Below are 22508 nucleotides of genomic sequence, written 5' to 3' on the forward strand. Positions count from 1 at the left end.
TTTTCTTTACGATCAGTTCTTTTTCCGCCTGAAGTTTTTTTGCCTCTTGCCGTTTTATTTCCGGATCTTCTTTTGGCTGTTCTTTTTCAGGTTCAGGTTCTTTTTTGGGTGGCTCTTTTTTCGGCTCAGGTTTCTTTTTGGTTGCTTTGTCCGCTTCTTTTAACTTCGGATTATCAACCACACTGGCTTGCAAAGGTGCATTACTTGCCGAATACAGTGGCACTACAATCACTTCATTTTTATTAAAAAAATTAAAATTGATAAACAGCGCCAGAAACATCAGCAGATGCACACCTGCTGATATCTGCAGCGCCTTCTTAAACGACGGATCCATGTTATTTGGACTCCACGTCTTCTGTCATCAATCCTACCGCCGGCGCTCCGGCTTCTTTTAACAGGTTTAATAAATGAATCACCGAACTATATGTTACCCGGCCATCACCTTTAATGATCACTTGAGTACCAGGTTCAATGCTCAGACTGTCGGTTACTTCGGCCTGCAATTGTTCAGCATTCATCGGCCCTTTATTCACACCATCTTTTTCAAAATAATACAAACCGGCTTCATCAACAGTGGCCACTATCGGTGTTTTGCCATCTTTCATCTGCTCAATAGGTTCAGCTTTTGATTTAGGCAATTCCACTTTGACACCCTGAGTGATGATAGGTGTGGTTACCATAAAGATGATCAGCAGTACCAACATGACGTCGATATAAGGTACTACGTTGATCTCAGCCACCATGCGGCGTTTTTTGCGCACGTACATTATTGACCGTCTCCACCGCTGACAGCCTGACGATGCAGGATATTGGCAAATTCTTCGACAAAGTTTGCGTAGGAGTTTTCCAGTTGTTCAACACGATGGGAAAATCTGTTGTAGGCAATAACAGCAGGAATAGCCGCAAATAAACCTATGGCAGTAGCAATCAGCGCTTCGGCAATACCAGGTGCTACCATCGCCAGCGTTGCCTGCTGCACTGCACCTAATGCAATAAAGGAGTTCATAATACCCCAGACAGTACCGAACAGACCGATATAAGGACTGATAGAACCAACAGTTGCTAAGAACGGCAAATGCATTTCCAGTCGTTCAACTTCGCGTGATAAACCAACACGCATAGCACGCTGGGTTCCTTCCATCACAGCGCTTGGCTGACGGGCATTGGTTTTATGCAAACGGGCAAACTCTTTAAAACCAGCTTTAAATAAAGATTCCATACCACTGACATTAGCCCTGGCACTTACTTCATTGTAAAGTTTGGATAAATCGATACCAGACCAAAAACGGTCTTCAAATTTACGGGTGTCTTCGATGGCGGAATTTAACGCTTTATTACGTTGAATAATCATCGCCCAGGACACAATTGAGGCGGTTAACAGAATAGCCATCACACATTGCACTATAAAACTTGCATGAAGGATCAGATCGAGAATTGAAAGTTGACCGGCCACCAGAAATTACCTCTAAAAAACACTAAAACAAAGTCACAAATTTGGGCGCTATGATAGGTGACACAGCGTGCTAACTCAACAGCGCAGCCCCCGCTATCTCGAAAAATAATTCGCATTCACCACAGACGGTACCACTTTGCCGTTCAGTTGAGACAAATGTCGGGTAAAAGTTCATTTTTTACGTTGAATTGAGCAATTTCAGCGATAGAACAGCAAAAAGCGATAGCAATGTCGACAATCGATGAAAAAAGTAATCTTAAGTATTCATTTCGGGTTCAGCTTTAGAATGTCAAATACAGACAATATAAGCCTTCCGCAACAATAGCGACCATTATTCAGTATTTCTGAATTTCTATTCGCATTATTTTTTCTAATGTAAAATGGCAATTTTTCTCGTTTGAAGTAAATATTCTAAATCTTTAAGATACGCAGGTGTTCTGAGCTAGCGCAACGGTGTAATACGAGGGTGTTTCACTGTAGTTGAGATCACAGAGTGGTTGGATTGATCGCAAGATAAATCGGATCGCTCAGCATGTTCCCTGGATTTTTGAAGTTCTACTTCAACTTGTTGCATTCGCCCGCTGTTTAGCGGGCTTTTTTTTGCCTGAAAATCAAAGCATTGCTGATACATCACCTGCCATTTTGCATCTGCAACTCATCCATAACCCAAATCCCAATCATTCAGGCTGGCTGGCGTTATTCCTGATCTGAGCCTGGCAAATCAAAACCAAAATGTTTATAAGCGTGCGGTGATGCAATACGGCCACGGGGTGTGCGCTGAATAAAACCCTGCTGAATTAAAAAAGGCTCTATCACATCTTCAATAGTGTCTTTTTCTTCACCTATAGCTGCCGCCAGATTATCAAGACCTACAGGACCGCCCATAAATTTTTCTATGATGGCCAGCAACAACTTACGATCCATATAATCAAAACCCTGAGCGTCAACGTCCACCATCAACAGCGCCTGATTGGCAATATCCATGCTCACTTCACCATTGGATTTTACCTGAGCAAAATCCCGCACCCTTCTGAGCAACCTGTTCGCGATACGAGGTGTACCGCGCGAACGACGGGCAATTTCTGTGGCGGCTGGCAAATCGAGTTGTAAATTCAGAAAATGGGCCGAACGCAAAATAATCTGCGCCAGCTCTTCGACTTTATAAAACTCCAAACGCTGCACTATGCCAAAACGGTCACGCAAAGGCGAGGTTAAAGCACCGGCTCTGGTGGTAGCGCCAACCAGGGTAAAAGGTGGTAAATCGAGTTTAATAGAGCGGGCTGCAGGACCTTCACCAATCATAATGTCGAGCTGATAGTCTTCCATTGCCGGATATAAAATTTCTTCAACAACCGGGCTTAACCGATGAATTTCATCAATAAAAAGCACATCATTTGGTTCAAGATTGGTTAACAGCGCAGCTAAATCACCGGCTTTTTCCAGTACCGGGCCTGAGGTTTGTTTAATATTCACGCCCATTTCATTGGCAACTATCATCGCCAACGTCGTTTTACCTAAGCCTGGTGGGCCAAAAATCAATAAGTGATCCAGTGGCTCTCCCCTGCCTCGTGCAGCTTCAATAAAAATAGCCATTTGCTGACGTACATGCGTCTGACCAGTGTAATCGGCCAACGTCTTAGGTCTAATCGCCCTGTCTATCACTTCATCTTCGCGGGTCGCTGAAGGTGCTATTAAACGATCTGCTTCTATCATGGCTTTACTCAGTGGCACTCTGTGGTTGCCCAACAGAAAACCTTGTTAAATCACTATTAAATCATTGATTTTAACGCAGCCTTGATCAGCTGTTCGCTGCTAAAATCTGCCTTAAATACTTTTTTCACGGCCAATGCCGCCTGTGCCTGACTATAACCCAGTGAAATTAACGCACTGATGGCGTCTGCTTCCGGGCTTTCTTTCAGTTCAAAGTTTTGCACTTCGTCATCACCTAACACCAGATGATCAGTGACAGGGGTTGCGATAGACAAACCCCAATCTTTGAGTTTATCGCGCATTTCCACCAATAATCGTTCGGCGGTTTTTTTACCAACGCCGGGCAATTTCACTAAGGTGCTGATGTCGTCATGTTGTACACAACGCACAAACTGACTGGCGGTTAAACCCGATAAAATAGTCAGCGCCATTTTAGGGCCTATGCCGTTGGCTTTAATTAACTGGCGGAACAAACTGCGTTCTGTGGGATTGGCAAAACCATATAACAGCTGGGCATCTTCGCGCACAACAAAATGGGTATAAATAACGGCTTCCTGGCCAACAGCAGGCAAAGTGTAAAAACTGGTCAGCGGTAACTGCACTTCATAACCCACACCACCCACCTCAATCAGTAAGTCCGGCGCTTGTTTTTCGGCAATAATGCCCCTTAATCGGCCAATCATAAAAAATCCTGCTGCATAAAAATGCGAATTATTGTTATCTGTGCACTGACATGCCGCGGCTGCACGCGTTTTATCTTAAGCGGCCACGTACTGTTTTACTGGCTTGCCCTGCCATGCTAATCAGGCTTTGCTGGGTATGTCCATGACAAAGTGCAACGGCTAAAGCATCAGCGGCATCAGCCTGTGGGCTGGCCGGCAACTTCAGCAAAGTTTTTACCATATGCTGCACCTGGGTTTTATCGGCAGCACCAGTGCCCACCACAGATTGTTTCACCTGACGGGCCGAATATTCAAACACTTGTAGCCCTGCCACTTTGGCCGCCACTATAGCAGCACCACGGGCTTGCCCCAGTTTTAACGCAGAATCAGGGTTGCGCGCCATAAACACCTGTTCTATTGCAAAAACAGTCGGCTGGGTTTGTTCGATGATTTGGCTGACGCCATCAAAAATTTGTTTTAGCCGGTCCGGCATTTCGCCAAGCGTCATCCGGATACAACCGCTGGCAATATATTCAAATTTGGAACCTTGCTGGCGAATGACGCCATAACCCGTTAACCGGCTGCCTGGGTCAATGCCTAAAATAATATTCAAAGGTTATTCAACCAAAGCTAAAACATCATCCGCTATGTCTGCATTATGATAAACGTTTTGCACGTCATCAAAATCTTCTAACATATCAATGAGTTTAAAGAATTTCACCACAGTATCAGCGTCAATTTCCGCTTTAGTGGCCGGCACTAAACTGATATCAGCATGTTCTGCGTGCAAGCCTACGCGCTCTAAAGCTTCTTTTACATCAACAAAAAGCTCAGGGGTCGTGACCACTTCAAAAGAACCGTCATCGTGGGCAACTACATCATCAGCACCGGCTTCCAGCGCTTGTTCCATCAGTTGGTCTTCGTTGACACCAGCGGCAAAACTTAATAAACCCTGACGCGAGAACAAATAAGAAACAGAACCGTTAGTACCCAGGTTGCCACCGTATTTGGTAAAAGCACTGCGCACATCCTGCACTGTACGTTTATGGTTGTCAGTCAGGGTTTCGACAATAATAGCGACGCCGTTCGGGCCATAACCTTCGTACACCAGCTCTTCAAAATTCTCGCCGCCGTTTTCACCTGCGCCGCGTTTTACCGCCCGCTCTATCACGTCACGCGACAAATTGTTTAAAAGTGCTTTAGCAATAGCGGTTCTTAACCTTGGGTTACCATCCGGATCCGGTCCTTGTTTAGCGGACACTGTCAGCTCGCGGATCAGTTTGGTAAATATTTTTACCTTTTTGGCATCCTGACGCGCCTTGCGGTGCTTCATATTGGCCCATTTACTATGACCTGCCATTTTTATACTCCATCAAGATATGCGCTTTGGCTTGATATGCTCAATCAACACAGATAAAAACGGCGACTATCTGTCGCCGCCTCAATTTATTTTATTGTGCTCTTCACAATAAAGCTGAACCAATAAAACACGGCCTTATTTGGCAACTTCTGCTTTGGCAACTACAGCAATACCTAAATCGGCTAACTGTTGCGGATTGGCAAAACCAGGAGCATCTGTCAGCGGACAAGCGGCAGTGGCTGTTTTTGGGAACGCCATTACATCACGGATTGAAGTTGCCCCCGTCATCAGCATCACTAACCGGTCCAGACCAAAAGCCAAACCTGCATGTGGTGGCGCACCATAACGTAAGGCTTCTAACAGGAAACCAAATTTTTCAGCGGCTTCTTCATCGCTGATACCCAATAACTGGAACACTTTCGCCTGCACTTCAGGTGTGTGGATACGCACAGAACCACCACCTAACTCAGTGCCGTTCAGCACCATGTCGTAGGCGTTGGATAATAAAGTGCCAAGCTCCAGCTTGTCGGTGTCGGTTGACAGGAAAGCTGCAGTGTCCAAAGGTGAGGTAAAAGGATGGTGTACGGCGGAATAACTGCCGTCATCATTTTCTTCAAACATTGGGAAATCAACAACCCAGAGTGGTTTCCAGCCAGGTTGGGTAATACCCAAATCTTCACCCAGTTTTAAGCGCAAAGCGCCCATGGCTTCACAGACGACTTTGGCACGGTCCGCACCAAAGAAGATCAAGTCGCCGTTTTGTGCAGCTGTGCGTGCTAAAATTTCAGCAACAATATCTGCCGTTAAAAACTTGGCAACAGGTGACTGAATACCTTCCAGGCTCTGAGTCAAATCGTTAACTTTTAACCAGGCCAAACCTTTGGCACCATAAATACCAACAAAAGCGGTGTAAGTGTCGATGTCTTTGCGTGATACTTTTTCAGCAGCGCCTGGTACTTTTAATGCAACCACACGGCCTTTCGGGTCATTGGCCGGACCTGAGAACACTTTAAAATCAACGTCTTTGAGTAAATCAGCCACGTCAACAAACTGCATCGGATTGCGTAAATCCGGTTTGTCTGAACCATATAAACGCATGGCTTCAAAATAGGTCATCTGTGGCAATTTGCCTAAATCCACATCCAGCATCGATTTAAACATCGACACCACCATTTCTTCGGTCACAGCCATCACTTGTTCGGCTGTCATAAAGCTGGTTTCGATATCAATCTGGGTGAATTCCGGCTGACGGTCAGCACGTAAGTCTTCGTCACGGAAACATTTGACGATCTGATAATACCTGTCCATACCGCCCATCATCAGCAGCTGTTTAAACAGCTGTGGTGATTGTGGTAACGCAAAAAACTGGCCTTTATGAGTGCGGCTTGGTACTAAATAATCGCGGGCACCTTCAGGTGTTGCTTTGGTCAGAATGGGCGTTTCAATATCTAAAAAGCCGTTACTGTCCATAAAGTTACGGACAAAGCTTGTGACCTTGGCGCGAAATTTTAATCTGTCGCTCATCAAAGGGCGGCGGATATCTAAATAACGGTATTTTAAGCGCTGCTCTTCGCTGTTGTTCTGGTTAAAGTCCAGTGGCAGCGCCGGTGCTTTATTCAGAATGGTTAAGGCTGAAGCGTAAACTTCCACTTCACCTGTTGCCATGTCTTTATTCACTTGTGAGTCAGGACGAGCGCGCACTGTGCCGGTAATTTGCACACAGAATTCGTTACGAAGCTCAGCAGCCTGAGCAAACATTTGTGTTAAATCCGGATCAAAAAACACCTGCACCAGACCTTCACGGTCACGCAGATCGACAAAAATCAGACCACCGAGGTCACGACGACGGTTGATCCAACCGCACAGAGAAACTTGTTGCCCGACATGTTGTGCGTTCAACAGACCGCAATAATGACTACGCATGCACTGATCCTTTCTACCGGTACTTAAGCTTTACGCTGAAAAATGAGCGCCAATTATATAGAAAAGAAAGCCAAAGTCACTGCCCTTGATGACTAAAACGATAACAGCCTTTACCACTCTGTTTAGCACGGTACATCAGGCCATCGGCGGCCTTCAGCATCTGCTGGCTGTCAATGCCGTTATCGGGGTATAAAGCAATGCCAATACTGGCCCCCACTCTGGCGGCACAGGCCGACAATTGCAGCGGGTTGGATAAATGCAGCAGAATTTTTTCCGCCACTATGGCGGCATCATCTTTGTCCAGTAATCCAGTCAGCAGAATGACAAACTCATCACCGCCAAAACGGGCAACAGTGTCACTTTTACGTACACAATGTTGCAGTACTTCCGCCACTTTCACCAAGAGTTCATCCCCAACATGGTGGCCATGTTGGTCGTTCACTTCTTTAAAACCATCTAAATCCAGAAACAACAATGCCAGTTTTTCATGATGACGGGCATGTTGCATCAAAGCTTGGTTCAGCCGCTCTTCCAGCAGATTGCGGTTGGCCAGTTTGGTTAAGTCGTCATGGGTGGCCATAAAACGCATTTTTTCTTCCATCTCGCGGCGCAGGCCTATTTCGCGGCGCAGGGAAATATTCCAGAAAAACACCACCACCAAAAGTACAACACCGATACCGACAATTTGCAGCACCAGCGTTATCACACGATCTTCGTCAAAACCCTGATGAATTTCGACCGAAAACCAACGATCGAGAATTTCCCTTCTGTCGGTTTCGTTCAACGTTTTTAAGCCTTTATCCAGAATTTGTAACAACTCAGGCCAGTCTTTGCGCACTGCAAATAATGAAGGGTAAGTGGGCATATCCACCGGCAGGTGCATACGCAGATTGCTGTTTTCACCCTGACGCAAGGCCCGGCCTGACGAAATGACAGTGTCGACCACAAATTCAACTTCGCCACTTTGCAGCATGGCCAAACCCTGTGCCAAATCTTTGGTAAAACTCAACTGAATATCAGGGTAATTGGCCTGAAAAAACTTCACTATCTGGTAGTCCTCTAACACAGCCACTTTTTTATTGTTGAGCTGACTAAGTGCCGTCACTTCCATCACGGCGTTATGACTGATTAAAGTCCACTGAAAAGGCCAGAAATTATGGCTAAAAGATGCAAACTTACGCCTATGTGGCAGATCTGACATATTGGCCACCACATCCAGTTTGCCGGCGGCAAAATCAGCTTCTAACTCAGACCAATGCTGATAAGGCACTGCGCTAAAACTGGTGCCCAGACGCTGATTCAGTTTTTGCAGAATATCCTGTGTCACTCCGCTGAACTGACCATTCTGGTCAACAAACTCCATTGGCGCCCAATCGGCCATCACGCCCACTTTGAGCACCCTGTGTTCAGCCAGCCAATCCTGTTCATGCTGCCCAAGCGGAACCTGCTGCCGGAAACGGGCAAAATAGGCCAGCTCGGGGGAAGCAATCCAGCGTTGTTCAATTTGTTCCAGCTGATCCTGAGTCAGGGCTTCAAAACCCAAACGGATTTTGTCGGCCAGCACGCTGTTTCCTTCCCGCACCAGCACCTGCAGACTGGTCTGGTATTTGGGATAGTCCAGTACCCGGTAAGCATCTGTTTGTTGCAACATCAGACGTTGTTGCATAATAAGATCAGCGCCAAAAAATCCGGCTATTTCTTTACGTTCCAGCGCTTGTTGCATTTCTTCCAGTTTGTCAAAAGCCACCAGCTGCAGCGTCGGATAATCCTGACGCAACTCTTTTAAATAAGCAGCAGATAAAAACACCCCAACCGGGCTTTTTAACTCGTTCAGATTGCTGATGTTTTGGTTTTTTGGATAATAAAATGAGGAACTCAGATTATAAATGGGGTAAGCATTTTGCACACCGCTGCCAAGGCCCGGATGGTAGGGGTAACCCATATGCACATCAACCCGCCCCTGGCTTAAACTTTTTAACCCCGAAGGTGTGGTATCCGGCACTATCGCCACTGGAATTGCCGTGGTTTCAGACCAGAGCCGCCACAAATCAACCAGCAGCCCTTGTGGCTGACCATTGTTGGCCACACTCATCAGCGGCTGATTGCCTACAGACAATGACAACACTATGGTGTCGTCGCTGCTGATACCACTGAGCCAGCGCCGTTGCAGCTTGTCTGGCACAGCAGCAGGCAACTTAGACGCCAATACCGCTATTTCTTGCGCCAATACAGTCGATGTTTTTGGAAAAGCATAAGTTAACTGCATCTTTTCCAGAGGGATTTTTTTAAACAACGGATAAAGTTCACTTAGCAACTGAATTCTGGCATAACGGGGTGTTAACCGGTCCAGACTAATAAAAGCTTTGATCCGTCCTTCAATAGCGGCATCAAACATCGCACTGGTGTGATCAAATTGCTGTAAAACCAAATCGGGTTGTTTTTGCTGAATGGTTGCCAGATGGCCTGAATTACGCACAACCCCAACCAGATGAGGTAACAAAGCCGGCAGGTTATTCACCAGATTTAAGTCCCGGTGGATAAACACATTACTGTGCACTTCTGCCACAGGTTCACCTAACAGGTAGTTGGCGGCACGTTCAGGCGTCACAGCCAGGCCACCAATCACATCCGCTTTGCCATCATGAAGGGTTTGATAAATATCGGTCCAGTCGACAGCCACAAATTCGATGGCTCTGCCATCAATGGCCGCAACAGCGCGCCACCAGTCCACCACCAAACCACCAGGTTGATCCTGACTGTCCAGATACATATAAGGAAAACTATCATTGCTGATAGCAATACGCAGCGGTTTTGGCGGCTCAACAGCCTGTACATCAGGCGCAGCAAACAGGCCACACCACAGAATCAACAACACAAGGCATAACTTCATTATGTTACTCTTCTATGATTCACAGTGCCGGCGCATGCCCGACCGGCATCGCGCTTTTACAGGTGAGAGCTATGTATTATTTGGGTTGCCCGGTTTGGGCTCACGCACCATGGCAAGGCAGCCTCTATGCCAAAGATAGCCGATCAGCAGATTTTTTAGCGCAATATTGTCGTTTTTTCAATGCTGTAGAAGGCAACACCACTTTTTATGCCAACCCTGCTGTTGATACCATAACACGCTGGCTGGAGCAGAGCACAAGCGATTTCCGCTTTAACCTGAAGGTACCCAAAGCCATCAGCCACCAGCAAGGTGGTCCGCAATTATTGGCACAATGGCTTTTGCTGATAAGCCCGCTACGTGAACGTATTGGTTTTATTCATCTGCAATTGCCAGAGCGTTTTGGCCCCTGGCAACTTGCTGAATTGGCACCCTTGCTGGAGCTTATCCGGGCACAACATGCCTGCGCTGTTGAAATCCGTCACCCTGGTTTTTTTGACAAAGCCGACAACGAAAAGGCTTTGCATCAGCTGTTACGTTTTTATCAGTGTGAACGCCTGAGTTTTGACAGCCGCAGTTTATTTTCAGTACCGGCTGATACGCCGGCGCTACAAGATGCTCAGCGCAAAAAACCACATTTGCCCGTGCATGCGGTGGCGTTAACAGCTGCACCGGTGTTTCGTTTTGTCGGTCAGGACAACATTGCCGCTAACAGGCCTTTTTACCAACCCTGGCTGAAAAAAATGTTGTTGTGGCTGAGCGACGGCAAAACGCCTTATGCGTTTTTTCACACCCCAGACAACACACAAGCCCCTGCCCTTGCGCGGCAATTTGCCGCTGACTTACAACAATTGGGTGGCCCGGCCCATGCCATTTTACAACCCTGGCCGGGTGAGCTTGCCAAAGAAGCAGAAAGCCAGCTGGCACTCTTTAGTGAATAGCTTCATCACAGAGCCGCGTTTTTCTACCGTCGGCAACTTACGGTGGCAGCGGCAAATCGGGTAAACTAATGGCATTTGGCTTTGTCAGCTGTGGATTTGTATGCAAAAAGATTTTATTTACGCCGAGCCGCTGGCTCAGATTCAGGACTTCTGTTTTGACGCAACAGTCGCTGAAGTTTTCCCAGATATGATCCAGCGATCTGTGCCTGGTTATCAGACCATTATTCAGACCATTGGCAAATTAACGGCTAAGTATCAACAAGATAACAGCAATTATTACGACCTTGGCTGCTCTTTGGGCGCAGCCAGTTTAGCGATGCGCCGTCAGCTTCAAGATAACCAAAGCAAAATTATTGCCATCGACAACAGCCCGGCCATGGTAGAACGTTGCCAGCGTCATTTGTTGTCGTTTCGCTCTGATGTACCTGTTGAAGTGTTATTGGCCGATATCCGTGATGTCGCCATCGATAATGCCGCCATAGTTGTCAGCAATTTTACTTTGCAGTTTTTACCCAAACAGCACAGAGACGAGCTGGTACAACGTATTTATCAGGGTTTAAAACCAGGTGGTATTTTTATTCTGTCGGAAAAGTTTGTACAGGATGACCCACACACCCATGAGCTGCTCATTGACCTGCACCACGACTTTAAAAGAGCCAATGGTTACAGTGAGTTAGAAATCAGCCAAAAACGTACAGCACTTGAGAACGTGATGCGCCCTGACACTATTGCAGAGCACCAACAGCGTTTTGCCAACGCAGGTTTTAGCAGCAGCACTGTCTGGTTCCAGTGTTTTAATTTCTGCTCTATGGTTGCTATTAAAACTCCGGTTGCTACCAACACTGAGGCTGCTGATGCTTAATTTTAATGCTTTTTATGCCGCCATAGCGCAAAACAAATTGTCAGCCTGGCTGGAAGTATTACCGGCGCAACTTGCCGCCTGGCAAAAAGAAGCTTTGCATGGTGACTTTAAACAGTGGCAAAAAGTGTTGGCCAATTTACCGGCCAGCCAAAGCGCCGTTAAAAACATCAGCACTGAAGTGAGTTTTGGCGCGCCGGATGAACTGAGTGAAGGCGCTAAACAACGGCTTGAAGTGCTGCTGAAACAACTGATGCCATGGCGCAAAGGGCCTTTTACCTTACATGGTTTGCATATCGACACTGAATGGCGTTCCGACTGGAAATGGGACAGAGTGCTGCCACATCTGGCGCCGCTTAATCACAGAACAGTGCTGGATGTGGGTTGTGGCAGCGGTTATCACTTATGGCGTATGCGTGGCGCCGGTGCAGAATTTGTGGTGGGCATAGACCCAAGCCAGCTATTTTACAGCCAGTTTTCTGCCATTAAACATTTTAACCCGGACCCCAATGTGCATCTGCTGCCAATTGGCATTGACGATATGCCAAAACTGCAGGCTTTTGACACTGTGTTTTCAATGGGCGTGTTGTATCACCGCAAATCACCAATAGATTTTTTGCAGCAGCTGAAAAACCAGTTGCGCCCTGGTGGTCAGCTGGTGTTGGAAACTTTAGTAGTGGAAGGTGATGCAACCACAGTACTGGTGCCTGGAGAGCGTTACGCCAAAATGCGTAATGTCTGGTTTATTCCAAGCACAGCGGCGCTGCTTGGCTGGCTGGCGCGGGTGGGTTTTCAGGACGCCAAAGTGGTGGATTTAAATCTGACGTCGCTGGACGAACAACGCAAAACCGCCTGGATGGAAAACGAAAGTCTGGTTGATTTTCTGGATGCGAATGATCATAGTAAAACCATTGAAGGATATCCGGCACCACTACGTGCTGTAGTTATTGCAACAGCCTGATTGGCAATAGGAAAATTATGCCGTACCGCCCCAAGTCAACCCTGGAACAATGGCGCATTCTGCAAGCCGTGGTTGACGCCGGCGGTTATGCCCAGGCGGCGGATTTACTGAATAAAAGCCAGTCCAGCCTCAATCATGCGGTGGCCAAATTACAGTCCCAGCTGGGTGTTGAGCTATTACAAGTAATTGGCCGCAAAGCATTTTTAACTGAAGCCGGCGAAGTAATGCTGCGCCGCTCCCGCATTCTGACAGCGCAAATTGAAGATTTGGAATTATTGGCCGCCAGCATTGATATGGGCTGGGAGCCGGAAATTCGTATTGCCGTTGAGCTGGTTTACCCCAAAAAGTATTTGTATCAGGCCTTAGCCCAGTTTCACCCACACAGCCGTGGCACCCGCATTCAGATCATCGACACTGTGATCACCGGCACCACAGAAGTGATCCTCGAAGGCAAAGCCGATTTAGTGATAGCCGCCAGTGGTGTGATCCCTAAAGGTTATCTTGGCGAACCTATTTGTGTTGCCCATATGATCCCTGTGGTTGGCAGCGAACATCCGCTGGCCGGGCATCAAAAACTGGATTTGGATGAACTTAGCCAGCATTTGCAAATTGTCATTCGCGACACGGCCAGCAAACCTATGGACACTATTGGCGGCTGGCTTAAAGCTGAACAACGCTGGACCGTCAGTAACTTCTACGAAGCCATTGAAATTCTGAAAAGTGGCATTGGCTTTTGCTGGTTGCCGGATCATTTAGTGCAACATTTAATAGACTCTGGCGTGCTGAAAAGACTGCCGCTGAGTCAAAGTTCAGAGCGGCTGGCACCTATGTCACTGCTGACTCCCAAAGAAGAAAAACTCGGGCCAGGCAGCCGACAACTCCGTCAGTTGCTGTTGGCAGTGCATGGCAAAAGCGGAACATCACAATGATCAACAAAAATGACCTGCAACAACTGATGACAGAAAGCGCCAGCGAAGCTGTGCAATATGCGGCAGAACATCATCAGCAGAACCTTGATTTCAGCAAAAAGAGTGTTCCTCATCTGGATACTTTGCTGGTGAAATTGCACCTGCAACACAAACGTCAGGCCATCAGCAAAGAACATTTATTTACGTTAAGCCATTTGTTTGGTGCTTATCTGGGTCAGATCTTCCAACAAACAGTGGGCGGCGAATGGACTCAGCTCCAGCTGGGTGACGACAATCCGGTAATTTGTTTGTGCCACAATGGCAAGGAATTTCCTTTTGCTTCGGTGTGTTACAACAAAATTGTCAATGATGTTGCGATCAGCGTCGACGCCTATCTGACTCAGGCGTTAAACAACGCCACACAATAACAACACAAAGGAAAAGTCGGCTGTCATTGCCATAATCCTTTTGTCTGAACGCAGAACAGGGTAAAATGCGCCGGATTTTTTACCCTGACTTTATTTCAGCCATCGAGGATTACCGTGAGCGAGCAAAAAACTTCATTAAGTTACAAAGACGCAGGCGTAGACATTGATGCCGGTGAGGCTTTGGTCGATAGGATCAAAGGCGCCGTCAAACGCACGACCCGCAAAGAAGTGATTGGTGGTCTCGGTGGTTTTGGTGCCATGTGCCAAATCCCGGCTGGTTATAAAGAGCCGGTGTTGGTATCGGGCACTGATGGTGTAGGCACTAAATTGCGCCTGGCGATAGATTTAAACCGCCACGACAGCGTGGGTATTGATTTAGTGGCCATGTGTGTGAACGACATCGTGGTACAAGGTGCTGAGCCGCTGTTTTTCCTCGATTATTATGCTACCGGCAAACTGGACGTTGATGTAGCTGCAAGCGTGGTGAACGGTATTGCCAACGGTTGTGAGCTGTCAGGTTGTGCGCTGGTGGGTGGTGAAACCGCTGAAATGCCAGGCATGTACCACGCCGGCGACTATGACATCGCAGGTTTTTGTGTAGGTGTAGTGGAAAAAGCCGACATTATTGACGGTTCTAAAGTAAAAGCCGGTGATCAAATTATCGCCCTCGCCTCTTCTGGCCCACACTCCAATGGTTTTTCGTTGATCCGCAAAATTATTGAAGTCAGCGGTCAAACGCCGGATACGCTGCTGGAAGGCAAAACATTGGCCGACCATTTAATGGCACCAACCCGTATTTATGTGAAAAACCTGCTGAGCCTGATTAAAACTGTGCCGGTACATGCTTTGTGCCATATCACCGGCGGTGGTTTTTGGGAAAATATTCCGCGGGTGCTGCCAGCCAACACTAAAGCTATCTGTAACGAACAAAGTTACCAGTGGCCAGCGGTATTTGACTGGTTACAACAACAAGGCAATGTCACCCGTCACGAAATGTACCGCACCTTTAACTGTGGTGTCGGCATGATAGTAGTGGTCAGCCCGGACAACCTGAATGCTGCACTGAAATTCCTGCAAGACGCCGGCGAAACAGCCTGGCACTTAGGTGAAATTCAAACGGCAGCCGAAGGTGAAGCTCAGGTGATTATCCCTGGTGTGAACGCTTAAGCCTTATGAAATCAATTGTTGTCTTGATTTCCGGCAGCGGCTCTAACCTGCAAGCCATTTTAGATGCCTGCGAGACCGGCTTTATTGCCGGTCGTGTCAGCGCCGTTATTTCCAATAAAGCCGGGGTCTATGGTCTGGAACGTGCCGCTTTGGCCGGTGTAAAAGCTTTAGTGCTTGACCATAAAGCTTATGCCGACAGAGCCAGTTATGACCAGGCACTGATGGCAACCATTGACGCCCACAAAGCGGATTTGGTGGTGCTGGCCGGTTTTATGCGGATTTTAACGCCTGAATTTGTCAGTCATTATCAGGGGCGTCTGCTGAATATTCACCCTTCGTTATTGCCCAAATATCAGGGCCTGAATACCCATCAGCGTGCTATTGAAGCTGGCGATACCGAACATGGCTGCAGTGTGCATTTTGTCACAGCTGAACTGGACGGCGGCCCTGTGGTTTTACAGGCCAAGGTACCGGTATTTGCAGATGATGACGCTGCTGTTGTTGCTGCGCGTGTACATGAACAGGAACACCGGATTTATCCGTTGGTGGTGCGTTGGTTCTGTCAGGAGCGTTTACAACACCTTGCAGATAAGGCATTGTTAGACGGCCAGATTTTATCAGCTCACGGATATGCCGACGATGATGATGACAATGAATAAAAAATGGCGCCTGTGGGCGTCTTTTTTTTGCCTGACCACTGTTAGCCTGAGTACTTTTTGCAGTTCAGGCTTAGCTGCGGCTATGGAAGAACAAGTGGCGCCGGCCGCTCAGGCTGCGGTACTGCAGCCTTTTGAGGCCAAATATTTAATTTATCGTTCCGGCAAAAAACACGGGGAAGCCAGTCGCTACCTGAAAAGCGAGGGTAGCAGTTATGAGCTGGGTTATCACAGTAAAATCAGTTGGCTGATTTTCAGCGATGAACGCAATGAACGGTCCCGTTTTTATCTGCAGGACGGCCGTATTAAACCCACCCAATACCTGATGCAACGTTCAGGCACAGGGCCAAGCCGCCATTACGAACTGAACCTCGATTGGGCAGATAAAAGCCTGAAAGTGGATAAAAGCAAAAAACTGAAAAAAGTAGCCTGGAACGACAACTGGCTGGACTTACTTAGTTTTCATAGTCAGATTGTGCTGGATTTACAGGCTGGCAAAACAGATTTTGTTTATGACGTATTAAACCGTCATGGTGAAAGCCGCAACTACAAATATAAAGTAGCAACCGAAGAGTGGTTGTCGTTGCCTTTTGGCAAAATTAAAGCCATCCGCATCGAACGTTATGGCCAAAGCCCGGATAAACAGGTGTATGCCTGGGTGGCACCAGAACTGGGTTATTTGCTGGTGCGGCTGTGGCAATCTGAAGACAATGTTGAGCAGTTTGATGTACAGCTGGAAAGTTACCAGCCGCAATAATCAGCCAGAATCTTTAGGCTATTCACCAGAGATTTCAACCAGAATAATCATCGGCCATTTGCGTCAATCTCTGATGCAAATGGCAAATTTTGCGCTGTCCTGTCATCAGAGCTTAAAACACAACCTGCTCTCCCGCTTTAAATAAACAAGCCTGCCCTGCTGCCATCGCCTGCCAGCTTTCATTGGATGTTAGCGGCAAAGTCGCCACTATGGTCACCACATCATTAGGGGTGGTTTCACGGCTGAAATCAATATCCACATCAACATCAGATAAACAGGCTTTACCAAAAGGTGCACGCCGGGTGATCCAGTGCAATTTAGTGCTGCAATAACAAAACAGATAATCGCCGTCAGACAACAACAGGTTAAAGACTCCCAGCTTACGCAGGCCATGACTTAATTTCAGCAGATAACGAAACAGCTGCTTTTTGCTGGCAGGACCATTAGGGTATTTGTCGGCAAGGGCGGAAAGCAGATAACAAAAAGCCTGTTCACTGTCGGTGGTGCCTACAGGTTTAAAGCGGCCAAGTGGCAGTGTTTTATAGTCTTTGAGCTGGCCATTGTGGGCATAAGTCCAATACCGTCCCCATAATTCGCGGCTAAAAGGATGGGTGTTTTCCAGTGCCACCCGGCCACGGTTGGCCTGACGCACATGACCCACCACTACATTACTTTTTATCGGGTAATCGCTGACCAGCCTCGCCACTTCGGATTGATGACTTGCCTGCGCGTCTTTAAAAGTCGACACGCCTTTGCCCTGATAAAAAGCAATGCCCCAACCGTCTTTATGCGGTCCGGTATTACCACCTCGTTCTTTTAAGCCTTTAAAACTAAAACAAATATCTGTTGGCACATTGGCCGACATTCCAAGCAGTTCACACATATATTCAATTGATTGGTATAGAAGCTTTGTTATAGCCCGAGGTTAGCAGCAGTAAGGCCGAATAAACAGCGCAAAATGGCACAAAACAACGCTGTCGCAGCTATGCATGGTGCTATCCGCATAAGTTGACAGCAGATCGACTAGACTGACAAAGGAATCACTTGCATCTTAAGCCGAACCACTTTACCCTAAGCCAGTTAGTGGTCAGACCTCTTATCTGGAGACAAATATGGATTTATTACTCTTTATCATCGGCTTGCTGTTAGCAATCGGTGTACTGGCTTATCACAGAGCCAGCTTAACTCTGTTTACGGCAGCTATTGCGGTTATTCTGGCTATAGGCACTGTCAGCAATACTGTGGGCTTGATCAGCTGGGTTATTTTTGTAGCCATAGCGCTGCCACTGAATATCGCAGGCATTCGTCAGCAACATATCACCAAACCTTTGCTGAAACTGTATCGCAAAATTATGCCTGAAATGTCGACAACGGAAAAAGAAGCCATTGATGCCGGTACTACCTGGTGGGAAGGCGATTTATTCCGTGGCAACCCGGATTGGCACAAACTGCATAACTTCCCAAAACCACGGTTAAGTGCGGAAGAGCAGGCGTTTTTAGATGGTCCTGTTGAAACCGTATTACGGATGGTTGACGACTGGCACACCACCCACGAGCGTGCAGATTTATCACCGGAAGTGTACCAATATTTAAAAGATCACGGCTTTTTTGCCATGATCATCAAAAAACAATATGGTGGTTTAGAGTTTTCTGCTTTTGCCCAGTCTTGTGTACTGCAAAAATTAACCAGTAAAAGCATGGTGTTATCCAGCATCGTGGGTGTACCTAACTCGTTAGGCCCTGGCGAATTGTTGCAGCACTATGGCACCAAAGAGCAGCAGGATCATTATCTGCCGCGCCTGGCCAAAGGTCTGGAAGTGCCTTGTTTTGCGTTAACTTCACCGGAAGCTGGCTCAGACGCCGGCGCTATTCCGGATTTTGGTATTGTCTGTAAAGGCGAGTGGGAAGGCAAAGAAGTACTGGGTATGCGTTTAACCTGGGACAAACGTTATATCACGCTGGCCCCTATCGCCACTGTACTTGGCCTTGCCTTTAAGTTGCAGGATCCGGACAAACTGCTGGGTGACAAAGAAGATTTAGGCATTACCTGTGCTTTGATCCCAACAGACACCCCAGGGGTAAAAATTGGCCGTCGCCACTTCCCGCTGAACGTACCATTCCAGAATGGTCCAACGCAGGGCAAAGACATTTTTGTGCCGCTTGATTTTATTATCGGTGGTCCAAAAATGGCAGGTCAGGGCTGGCGTATGCTGGTTGAATGTCTGTCGGTAGGCCGTGCTATTACCCTGCCTTCAAACAGCACCGGTGGTATTAAAGCTGTTGCCATGGCAACAGGTGCTTATGCCCGTATTCGCCGTCAGTTCAAACTGCCTATCGGTAAAATGGAAGGTGTGGAAGAAGCAATGGCGCGTATTGGCGGTTATGCCTATATGGCCGATGCATCGACCACTATGTCGGTAGGTTCTATCGACCTCGGTGAAAAACCTTCGGTTATTTCTGCTATTACCAAATACCATATGACTGAACGTATGCGTCAGGCCATTATCGATGCCATGGATATTCATGGTGGTAAAGGCATCTGTATGGGCCCGAACAACTATTTAGCCCGTGGTTATCAGGGTGCTCCTGTTGCTATTACCGTAGAAGGCGCCAATATTCTGACCCGCAATATGATTATTTACGGTCAGGGTGCTATTCGTTGTCATCCTTATGTGCTGGCTGAATTACAGGCGGCGCAACTGGACGACGAACGTGCAGCAGTGACTGCTTTTGATCGTGCCCTCTTTGGCCATATTGGTTTTAGTATCAGTAACTTCTTCCGTACTTTCTGGTTGTCTTTAACCAACGCTGCGTTCTCACATGCACCGGTAAAAGATGAAACAGCCCGTTATTACCGTCAGATGAACCGCTTCAGCGCTTCACTGGCACTGATGTCTGATATTGCGATGGCAACCCTGGGTGGTGATTTAAAACGTCGTGAACGTATTTCTGCCCGTTTAGGCGACATTCTGTCGATGCTTTATATCACTTCCACAATTTTGAAAAAATACAATGACGAAGGTCGTCAGGTGCAGGATTTACCGCTGGTGCAATGGGGTTGTGAAGACAACCTGGCCAAAGCCCAACTGGCACTGGATGAGTTATTTGATAACTTCCCAAGCCGCGCAGTTGCGGTGGTGTTAAAGCGAGTGGTATTCCCATGGGGCCGTACTTTACGCCGCCCAAGTGATACGCTGGATCACAAAGTTGCCCGCATTATGCAAACACCTTGTGAAGCCCGCTCACGCCTTGGCAGCCACTTGTATCTGACACAAGAGCCAAACAATCAGTTAGGTCTGATTGAAAAAGCACTGACCGATATTCTGGCTGCTGAGCCGCTGTTTGATAAAGTAGTGCATGCCGCCAACAAACGTCTGCCATTCTACCGTTTAGGTGAAGTGGCTGATTTAGGTCTGGAGCTGGGTGTGTTAAGTCAGGCCGAAGCAGAAAAACTGCGGGTTGCTGAAGCCGGTCGTTTGCATGTAATTAATGTGGATGACTTTGATCCACTGGATCTGGCTGCTGATAAGTCGCTGTTTAATACCAAAACGGCGAAACCAGAGCAGGCTGCTTAAACGAAAAGTCAAAGGTGAAAGTTCTTAGAATTTTGGACTGAACCAAACGCGTGAAAAACAAAATAAACAACGCCGGCCACTGTGCCGGCGTTGTTGTTTTTAGTGCCGGCAAACAAGCTGTTTTGCTCTGCTGCCAAATCAATCTCCACCACCAGCCTGAAACCTTGCGAGCGGCTTGCCCTGCCCTGTAATCGCCATCTATGCTGTAACTTCTATGCGGTTAAAGCAAAGTCACGACAAGGAGCGTCCTGTTATGTGGTTTTCATGGCTGAAAAAAACACCTGTGTACCAAATGCACCTTAACGGCATTAACATTCCGGTAAGCGAAGGGCAAAGCCTGTTGCAGGCTGCCCTTGAGCACAATGTCGACATCCAGTCCGGCTGCAAGGTCGGCAACTGTGGTTTGTGCAAATGCCGGCTGATTGCAGGCAATGTGCAGCCTCTACCAAACGCAGACAATGCCGCACTGGATGCAACAGAGCTGCACTCAAGCATGATTCTGGCCTGCCAGAACACGGCACAAAGTAACTTATGGTTAGAAGTTGCGGAAACAAAAAGACAAAAACGAAACAGAGACCAGCAGCTGGCTTAGTGAAAAAACAGATAAAGTTGAGTTAACAGCTAAATAATTTGTTGAACTGGTGTTTTTGACAAAATTCAGAAAAAAACTGAGGTATAACAGAAGAAAAACAGGGAGTTGGGAAATGGTCGGTGATGCAAGATTCGAACTTGCGACCCCTTGGACCCAAACCAAGTGCGCTACCAAGCTGCGCTAATCACCGACGACAGTTCCGATATTTACACAACTTGCTTCTGAACTGATTGGGGTGGCTGATGGGGCTCGAACCCACGACAACCGGAATCACAATCCGGGGCTCTACCAACTGAGCTACAGCCACCACGGTATCAATTCACAACACAAGTCTTTAAGCGAGTGGCGCGTCCGATAGGACTCGAACCTATGACCCACGGCTTAGAAGGCCGTTGCTCTATCCAGCTGAGCTACGGACGCATCAAGTGCAGTCACAGAGCGCATACCGCTTAAAGATGGTCGGTGATGCAAGATTCGAACTTGCGACCCCTTGGACCCAAACCAAGTGCGCTACCAAGCTGCGCTAATCACCGACAACGTTACACTAGTGCAACGGGGCGCAATATTACAACCCGACCCCGTATGCGTCAAACGTTTTTTTTGCCAATAAATTCGTTTGCTTATATTTTGAACCTTTCGTGACTTTTTTGCTGATAAAGCCAGCAATTTCACTGATTTCACGCAAATAACCGACAAAAAAATCTTTGCGCTTGGCGCATCTGACGCTGCTGTGAGAAAATACGGCAACTTTTAAAATCTGGATCAGAGGCGCGTAATGGCAGCACAAATTATTGATGGCAAAGCCGTCGCTCAGGCGACACGGGGACAAGTAGCAATCCGGGTACAACAACGGTTGGCGGCAGGTAAACGTGCACCAGGTTTGGCCGTGGTATTAGTGGGTGCTGATCCGGCTTCTCAGGTGTATGTGGGCAGTAAACGTAAAGCCTGTGAAGAAGTAGGTTTTGTGTCTTTTTCTTATGACTTGCCTGCCGACACTAAACAACAACAATTAATGGACCTGATTGACCAGCTGAATGCCGACACCGCAGTAGACGGTATTCTGGTGCAGCTGCCTCTGCCTGCCGGTTTAGATTCTTCCGCCATTCTGGAACGCATTAATCCACTGAAAGACGTCGATGGCTTTCATCCTTACAATATCGGCCGTTTAGCGCAGCGTATGCCTGCCCTTCGCCCTTGCACCCCTAAAGGCATTATTAAGCTGCTGCAAAGCACTGGCGTGCAAATTCGGGGCATGGACGCTGTAGTGGTTGGCGCTTCCAATATTGTTGGCCGCCCAATGGCGCTGGAACTGCTGCTGGCTGGCTGCACCACCACAGTTTGTCATAAGTTCACCAAAAACCTGGAGCAACAGGTGCGCCGTGCTGATTTATTGGTAGTTGCTGTTGGTAAACCTGAGTTTATTCCGGGCGACTGGGTAAAACCTGGTGCGCTGGTAATAGACGTGGGCATTAACCGTCTGGATTCAGGCAAGCTGGTGGGCGACGTTGAATTTGCCAAAGCGGCAGAACATGCCCGTTTTATTACCCCAGTGCCTGGTGGTGTTGGCCCTATGACAGTGGCCTGTTTAATTGAAAACACCCTGGAAGCTTGTGAGCAGTTCCACGATTTAGTTTAAGGGTTGACACTGAAGGTTCGGACAACAGCTGAG

Annotated in this window: 21 protein-coding genes and 4 tRNA genes; 11 read left to right on the forward strand and 14 right to left on the reverse strand. The window is 47.5% G+C overall.

What is annotated here, in order from left to right:
• The 9 genes from RCH83_RS02305 to RCH83_RS02345 form a co-directional block, all read right to left on the reverse strand.
• On the reverse strand, window positions 1–280 hold a 280-nt coding region (locus RCH83_RS02305), incomplete at its 3' end, for a hypothetical protein (protein WP_306518634.1).
• A gap of 55 nt (window positions 281–335) precedes the next feature.
• The gene (tolR, locus tag RCH83_RS02310; RefSeq protein ID WP_306518636.1) at window positions 336–767 is read right to left on the reverse strand and encodes a protein TolR; all 432 of its coding nucleotides are present in this window, start codon (window positions 765–767) and stop codon (window positions 336–338) included.
• Window positions 767–1453: a protein TolQ gene (gene tolQ, locus RCH83_RS02315; protein ID WP_306518638.1), complete on the reverse strand. Its 687-nt coding sequence runs from the start codon at window positions 1451–1453 to the stop codon at window positions 767–769. Before tolQ ends, tolR begins: the two co-directional genes overlap by 1 nt.
• 696 nt (window positions 1454–2149) lie before the next feature.
• Window positions 2150–3166 (reverse strand): Holliday junction branch migration DNA helicase RuvB, encoded by a 1017-nt coding sequence (gene ruvB / locus RCH83_RS02320; protein WP_306518895.1) that lies wholly within the window; start codon window positions 3164–3166, stop codon window positions 2150–2152.
• A gap of 56 nt (window positions 3167–3222) precedes the next feature.
• A complete protein-coding gene (gene ruvA / locus RCH83_RS02325) occupies window positions 3223–3846 on the reverse strand; it encodes a Holliday junction branch migration protein RuvA (RefSeq protein ID WP_306518640.1) in 624 nt (207 codons plus the stop codon).
• A 70-nt stretch (window positions 3847–3916) separates the two neighbouring features.
• Window positions 3917–4438 (reverse strand): crossover junction endodeoxyribonuclease RuvC, encoded by a 522-nt coding sequence (gene ruvC, locus RCH83_RS02330; protein ID WP_306518642.1) that lies wholly within the window; start codon window positions 4436–4438, stop codon window positions 3917–3919.
• Window positions 4439–4441: 3 nt separating this feature from the next.
• On the reverse strand, window positions 4442–5185 hold the full coding sequence (locus tag RCH83_RS02335) for a YebC/PmpR family DNA-binding transcriptional regulator (RefSeq protein WP_306518644.1): 744 nt from the start codon (window positions 5183–5185) through the stop codon (window positions 4442–4444).
• A gap of 135 nt (window positions 5186–5320) precedes the next feature.
• Window positions 5321–7108: an aspartate--tRNA ligase gene (aspS, locus tag RCH83_RS02340; RefSeq protein ID WP_306518646.1), complete on the reverse strand. Its 1788-nt coding sequence runs from the start codon at window positions 7106–7108 to the stop codon at window positions 5321–5323.
• 76 nt (window positions 7109–7184) lie between these two features.
• A complete protein-coding gene (locus tag RCH83_RS02345; protein ID WP_306518648.1) occupies window positions 7185–9998 on the reverse strand; it encodes a transporter substrate-binding domain-containing protein in 2814 nt (937 codons plus the stop codon).
• Between the two features lie 71 nt (window positions 9999–10069).
• Between RCH83_RS02345 and RCH83_RS02350 the strand changes: the two genes are divergently transcribed.
• The 8 genes from RCH83_RS02350 to RCH83_RS02385 all read left to right on the forward strand — a co-directional run bounded on the left by RCH83_RS02350 (window position 10070) and on the right by RCH83_RS02385 (window position 16672).
• On the forward strand, window positions 10070–10936 hold the full coding sequence (locus tag RCH83_RS02350; RefSeq protein ID WP_306518650.1) for a DUF72 domain-containing protein: 867 nt from the start codon (window positions 10070–10072) through the stop codon (window positions 10934–10936).
• A 100-nt stretch (window positions 10937–11036) separates the two neighbouring features.
• Window positions 11037–11798 (forward strand): carboxy-S-adenosyl-L-methionine synthase CmoA, encoded by a 762-nt coding sequence (gene cmoA, locus RCH83_RS02355; protein ID WP_306518652.1) that lies wholly within the window; start codon window positions 11037–11039, stop codon window positions 11796–11798.
• Window positions 11791–12756 carry a tRNA 5-methoxyuridine(34)/uridine 5-oxyacetic acid(34) synthase CmoB gene (gene cmoB, locus RCH83_RS02360; protein WP_306518654.1) on the forward strand — a complete coding sequence of 322 codons (966 nt, stop codon included), beginning with the start codon at window positions 11791–11793 and terminating at the stop codon, window positions 12754–12756. The genes cmoA and cmoB overlap by 8 nt, the downstream gene beginning before the upstream one ends.
• 17 nt (window positions 12757–12773) lie before the next feature.
• On the forward strand, window positions 12774–13685 hold the full coding sequence (locus RCH83_RS02365; RefSeq protein ID WP_306518656.1) for a LysR family transcriptional regulator: 912 nt from the start codon (window positions 12774–12776) through the stop codon (window positions 13683–13685).
• Window positions 13682–14092 carry a hypothetical protein gene (locus RCH83_RS02370; protein WP_306518658.1) on the forward strand — a complete coding sequence of 137 codons (411 nt, stop codon included), beginning with the start codon at window positions 13682–13684 and terminating at the stop codon, window positions 14090–14092. Before RCH83_RS02365 ends, RCH83_RS02370 begins: the two co-directional genes overlap by 4 nt.
• A gap of 114 nt (window positions 14093–14206) precedes the next feature.
• Window positions 14207–15259: a phosphoribosylformylglycinamidine cyclo-ligase gene (gene purM / locus RCH83_RS02375; RefSeq protein WP_306518660.1), complete on the forward strand. Its 1053-nt coding sequence runs from the start codon at window positions 14207–14209 to the stop codon at window positions 15257–15259.
• Window positions 15260–15264: 5 nt separating this feature from the next.
• Complete coding sequence (purN, locus tag RCH83_RS02380) at window positions 15265–15918, forward strand: phosphoribosylglycinamide formyltransferase (protein WP_306518662.1); 654 nt, start codon at window positions 15265–15267, stop codon at window positions 15916–15918.
• Window positions 15899–16672: a DUF3108 domain-containing protein gene (locus RCH83_RS02385; RefSeq protein WP_306518664.1), complete on the forward strand. Its 774-nt coding sequence runs from the start codon at window positions 15899–15901 to the stop codon at window positions 16670–16672. The genes purN and RCH83_RS02385 overlap by 20 nt, the downstream gene beginning before the upstream one ends.
• A 112-nt stretch (window positions 16673–16784) precedes the next feature.
• Here the strand turns inward: RCH83_RS02385 and RCH83_RS02390 are convergent, their stop codons facing one another.
• Window positions 16785–17555, reverse strand: a complete 771-nt coding sequence (locus tag RCH83_RS02390) for a class II glutamine amidotransferase (RefSeq protein ID WP_306518666.1) — start codon at window positions 17553–17555, stop codon at window positions 16785–16787.
• 229 nt (window positions 17556–17784) lie between these two features.
• Between RCH83_RS02390 and fadE the strand changes: the two genes are divergently transcribed.
• A complete protein-coding gene (fadE, locus tag RCH83_RS02395) occupies window positions 17785–20247 on the forward strand; it encodes an acyl-CoA dehydrogenase FadE (RefSeq protein ID WP_306518668.1) in 2463 nt (820 codons plus the stop codon).
• 253 nt (window positions 20248–20500) lie between these two features.
• Window positions 20501–20839, forward strand: coding sequence for a 2Fe-2S iron-sulfur cluster binding domain-containing protein (locus RCH83_RS02400; protein ID WP_306518670.1), 339 nt, complete (start codon window positions 20501–20503; stop codon window positions 20837–20839).
• 113 nt (window positions 20840–20952) lie between these two features.
• Here RCH83_RS02400 and RCH83_RS02405 read toward each other — a convergent pair.
• The 4 genes from RCH83_RS02405 to RCH83_RS02420 form a co-directional block, all read right to left on the reverse strand.
• Window positions 20953–21029: transfer RNA gene (locus RCH83_RS02405), tRNA-Pro, on the reverse strand.
• A gap of 41 nt (window positions 21030–21070) precedes the next feature.
• Window positions 21071–21146 (reverse strand) — tRNA-His (locus RCH83_RS02410).
• A gap of 36 nt (window positions 21147–21182) precedes the next feature.
• Window positions 21183–21259 (reverse strand) — tRNA-Arg (locus tag RCH83_RS02415).
• 36 nt (window positions 21260–21295) lie between these two features.
• Window positions 21296–21372, reverse strand: a tRNA-Pro gene (locus RCH83_RS02420).
• Window positions 21373–21614: 242 nt separating this feature from the next.
• Here RCH83_RS02420 and folD point away from each other — a divergent pair.
• Window positions 21615–22475 (forward strand): bifunctional methylenetetrahydrofolate dehydrogenase/methenyltetrahydrofolate cyclohydrolase FolD, encoded by an 861-nt coding sequence (gene folD / locus RCH83_RS02425; RefSeq protein WP_306518672.1) that lies wholly within the window; start codon window positions 21615–21617, stop codon window positions 22473–22475.
• Window positions 22476–22508: the final 33 nt, after the last annotated feature.

Origin of the sequence: Rheinheimera sp. (assembly GCF_030824435.1) — a bacterium.
In the GTDB taxonomy this organism is placed as follows: Bacteria; Pseudomonadota; Gammaproteobacteria; order Enterobacterales; family Alteromonadaceae; genus Pararheinheimera.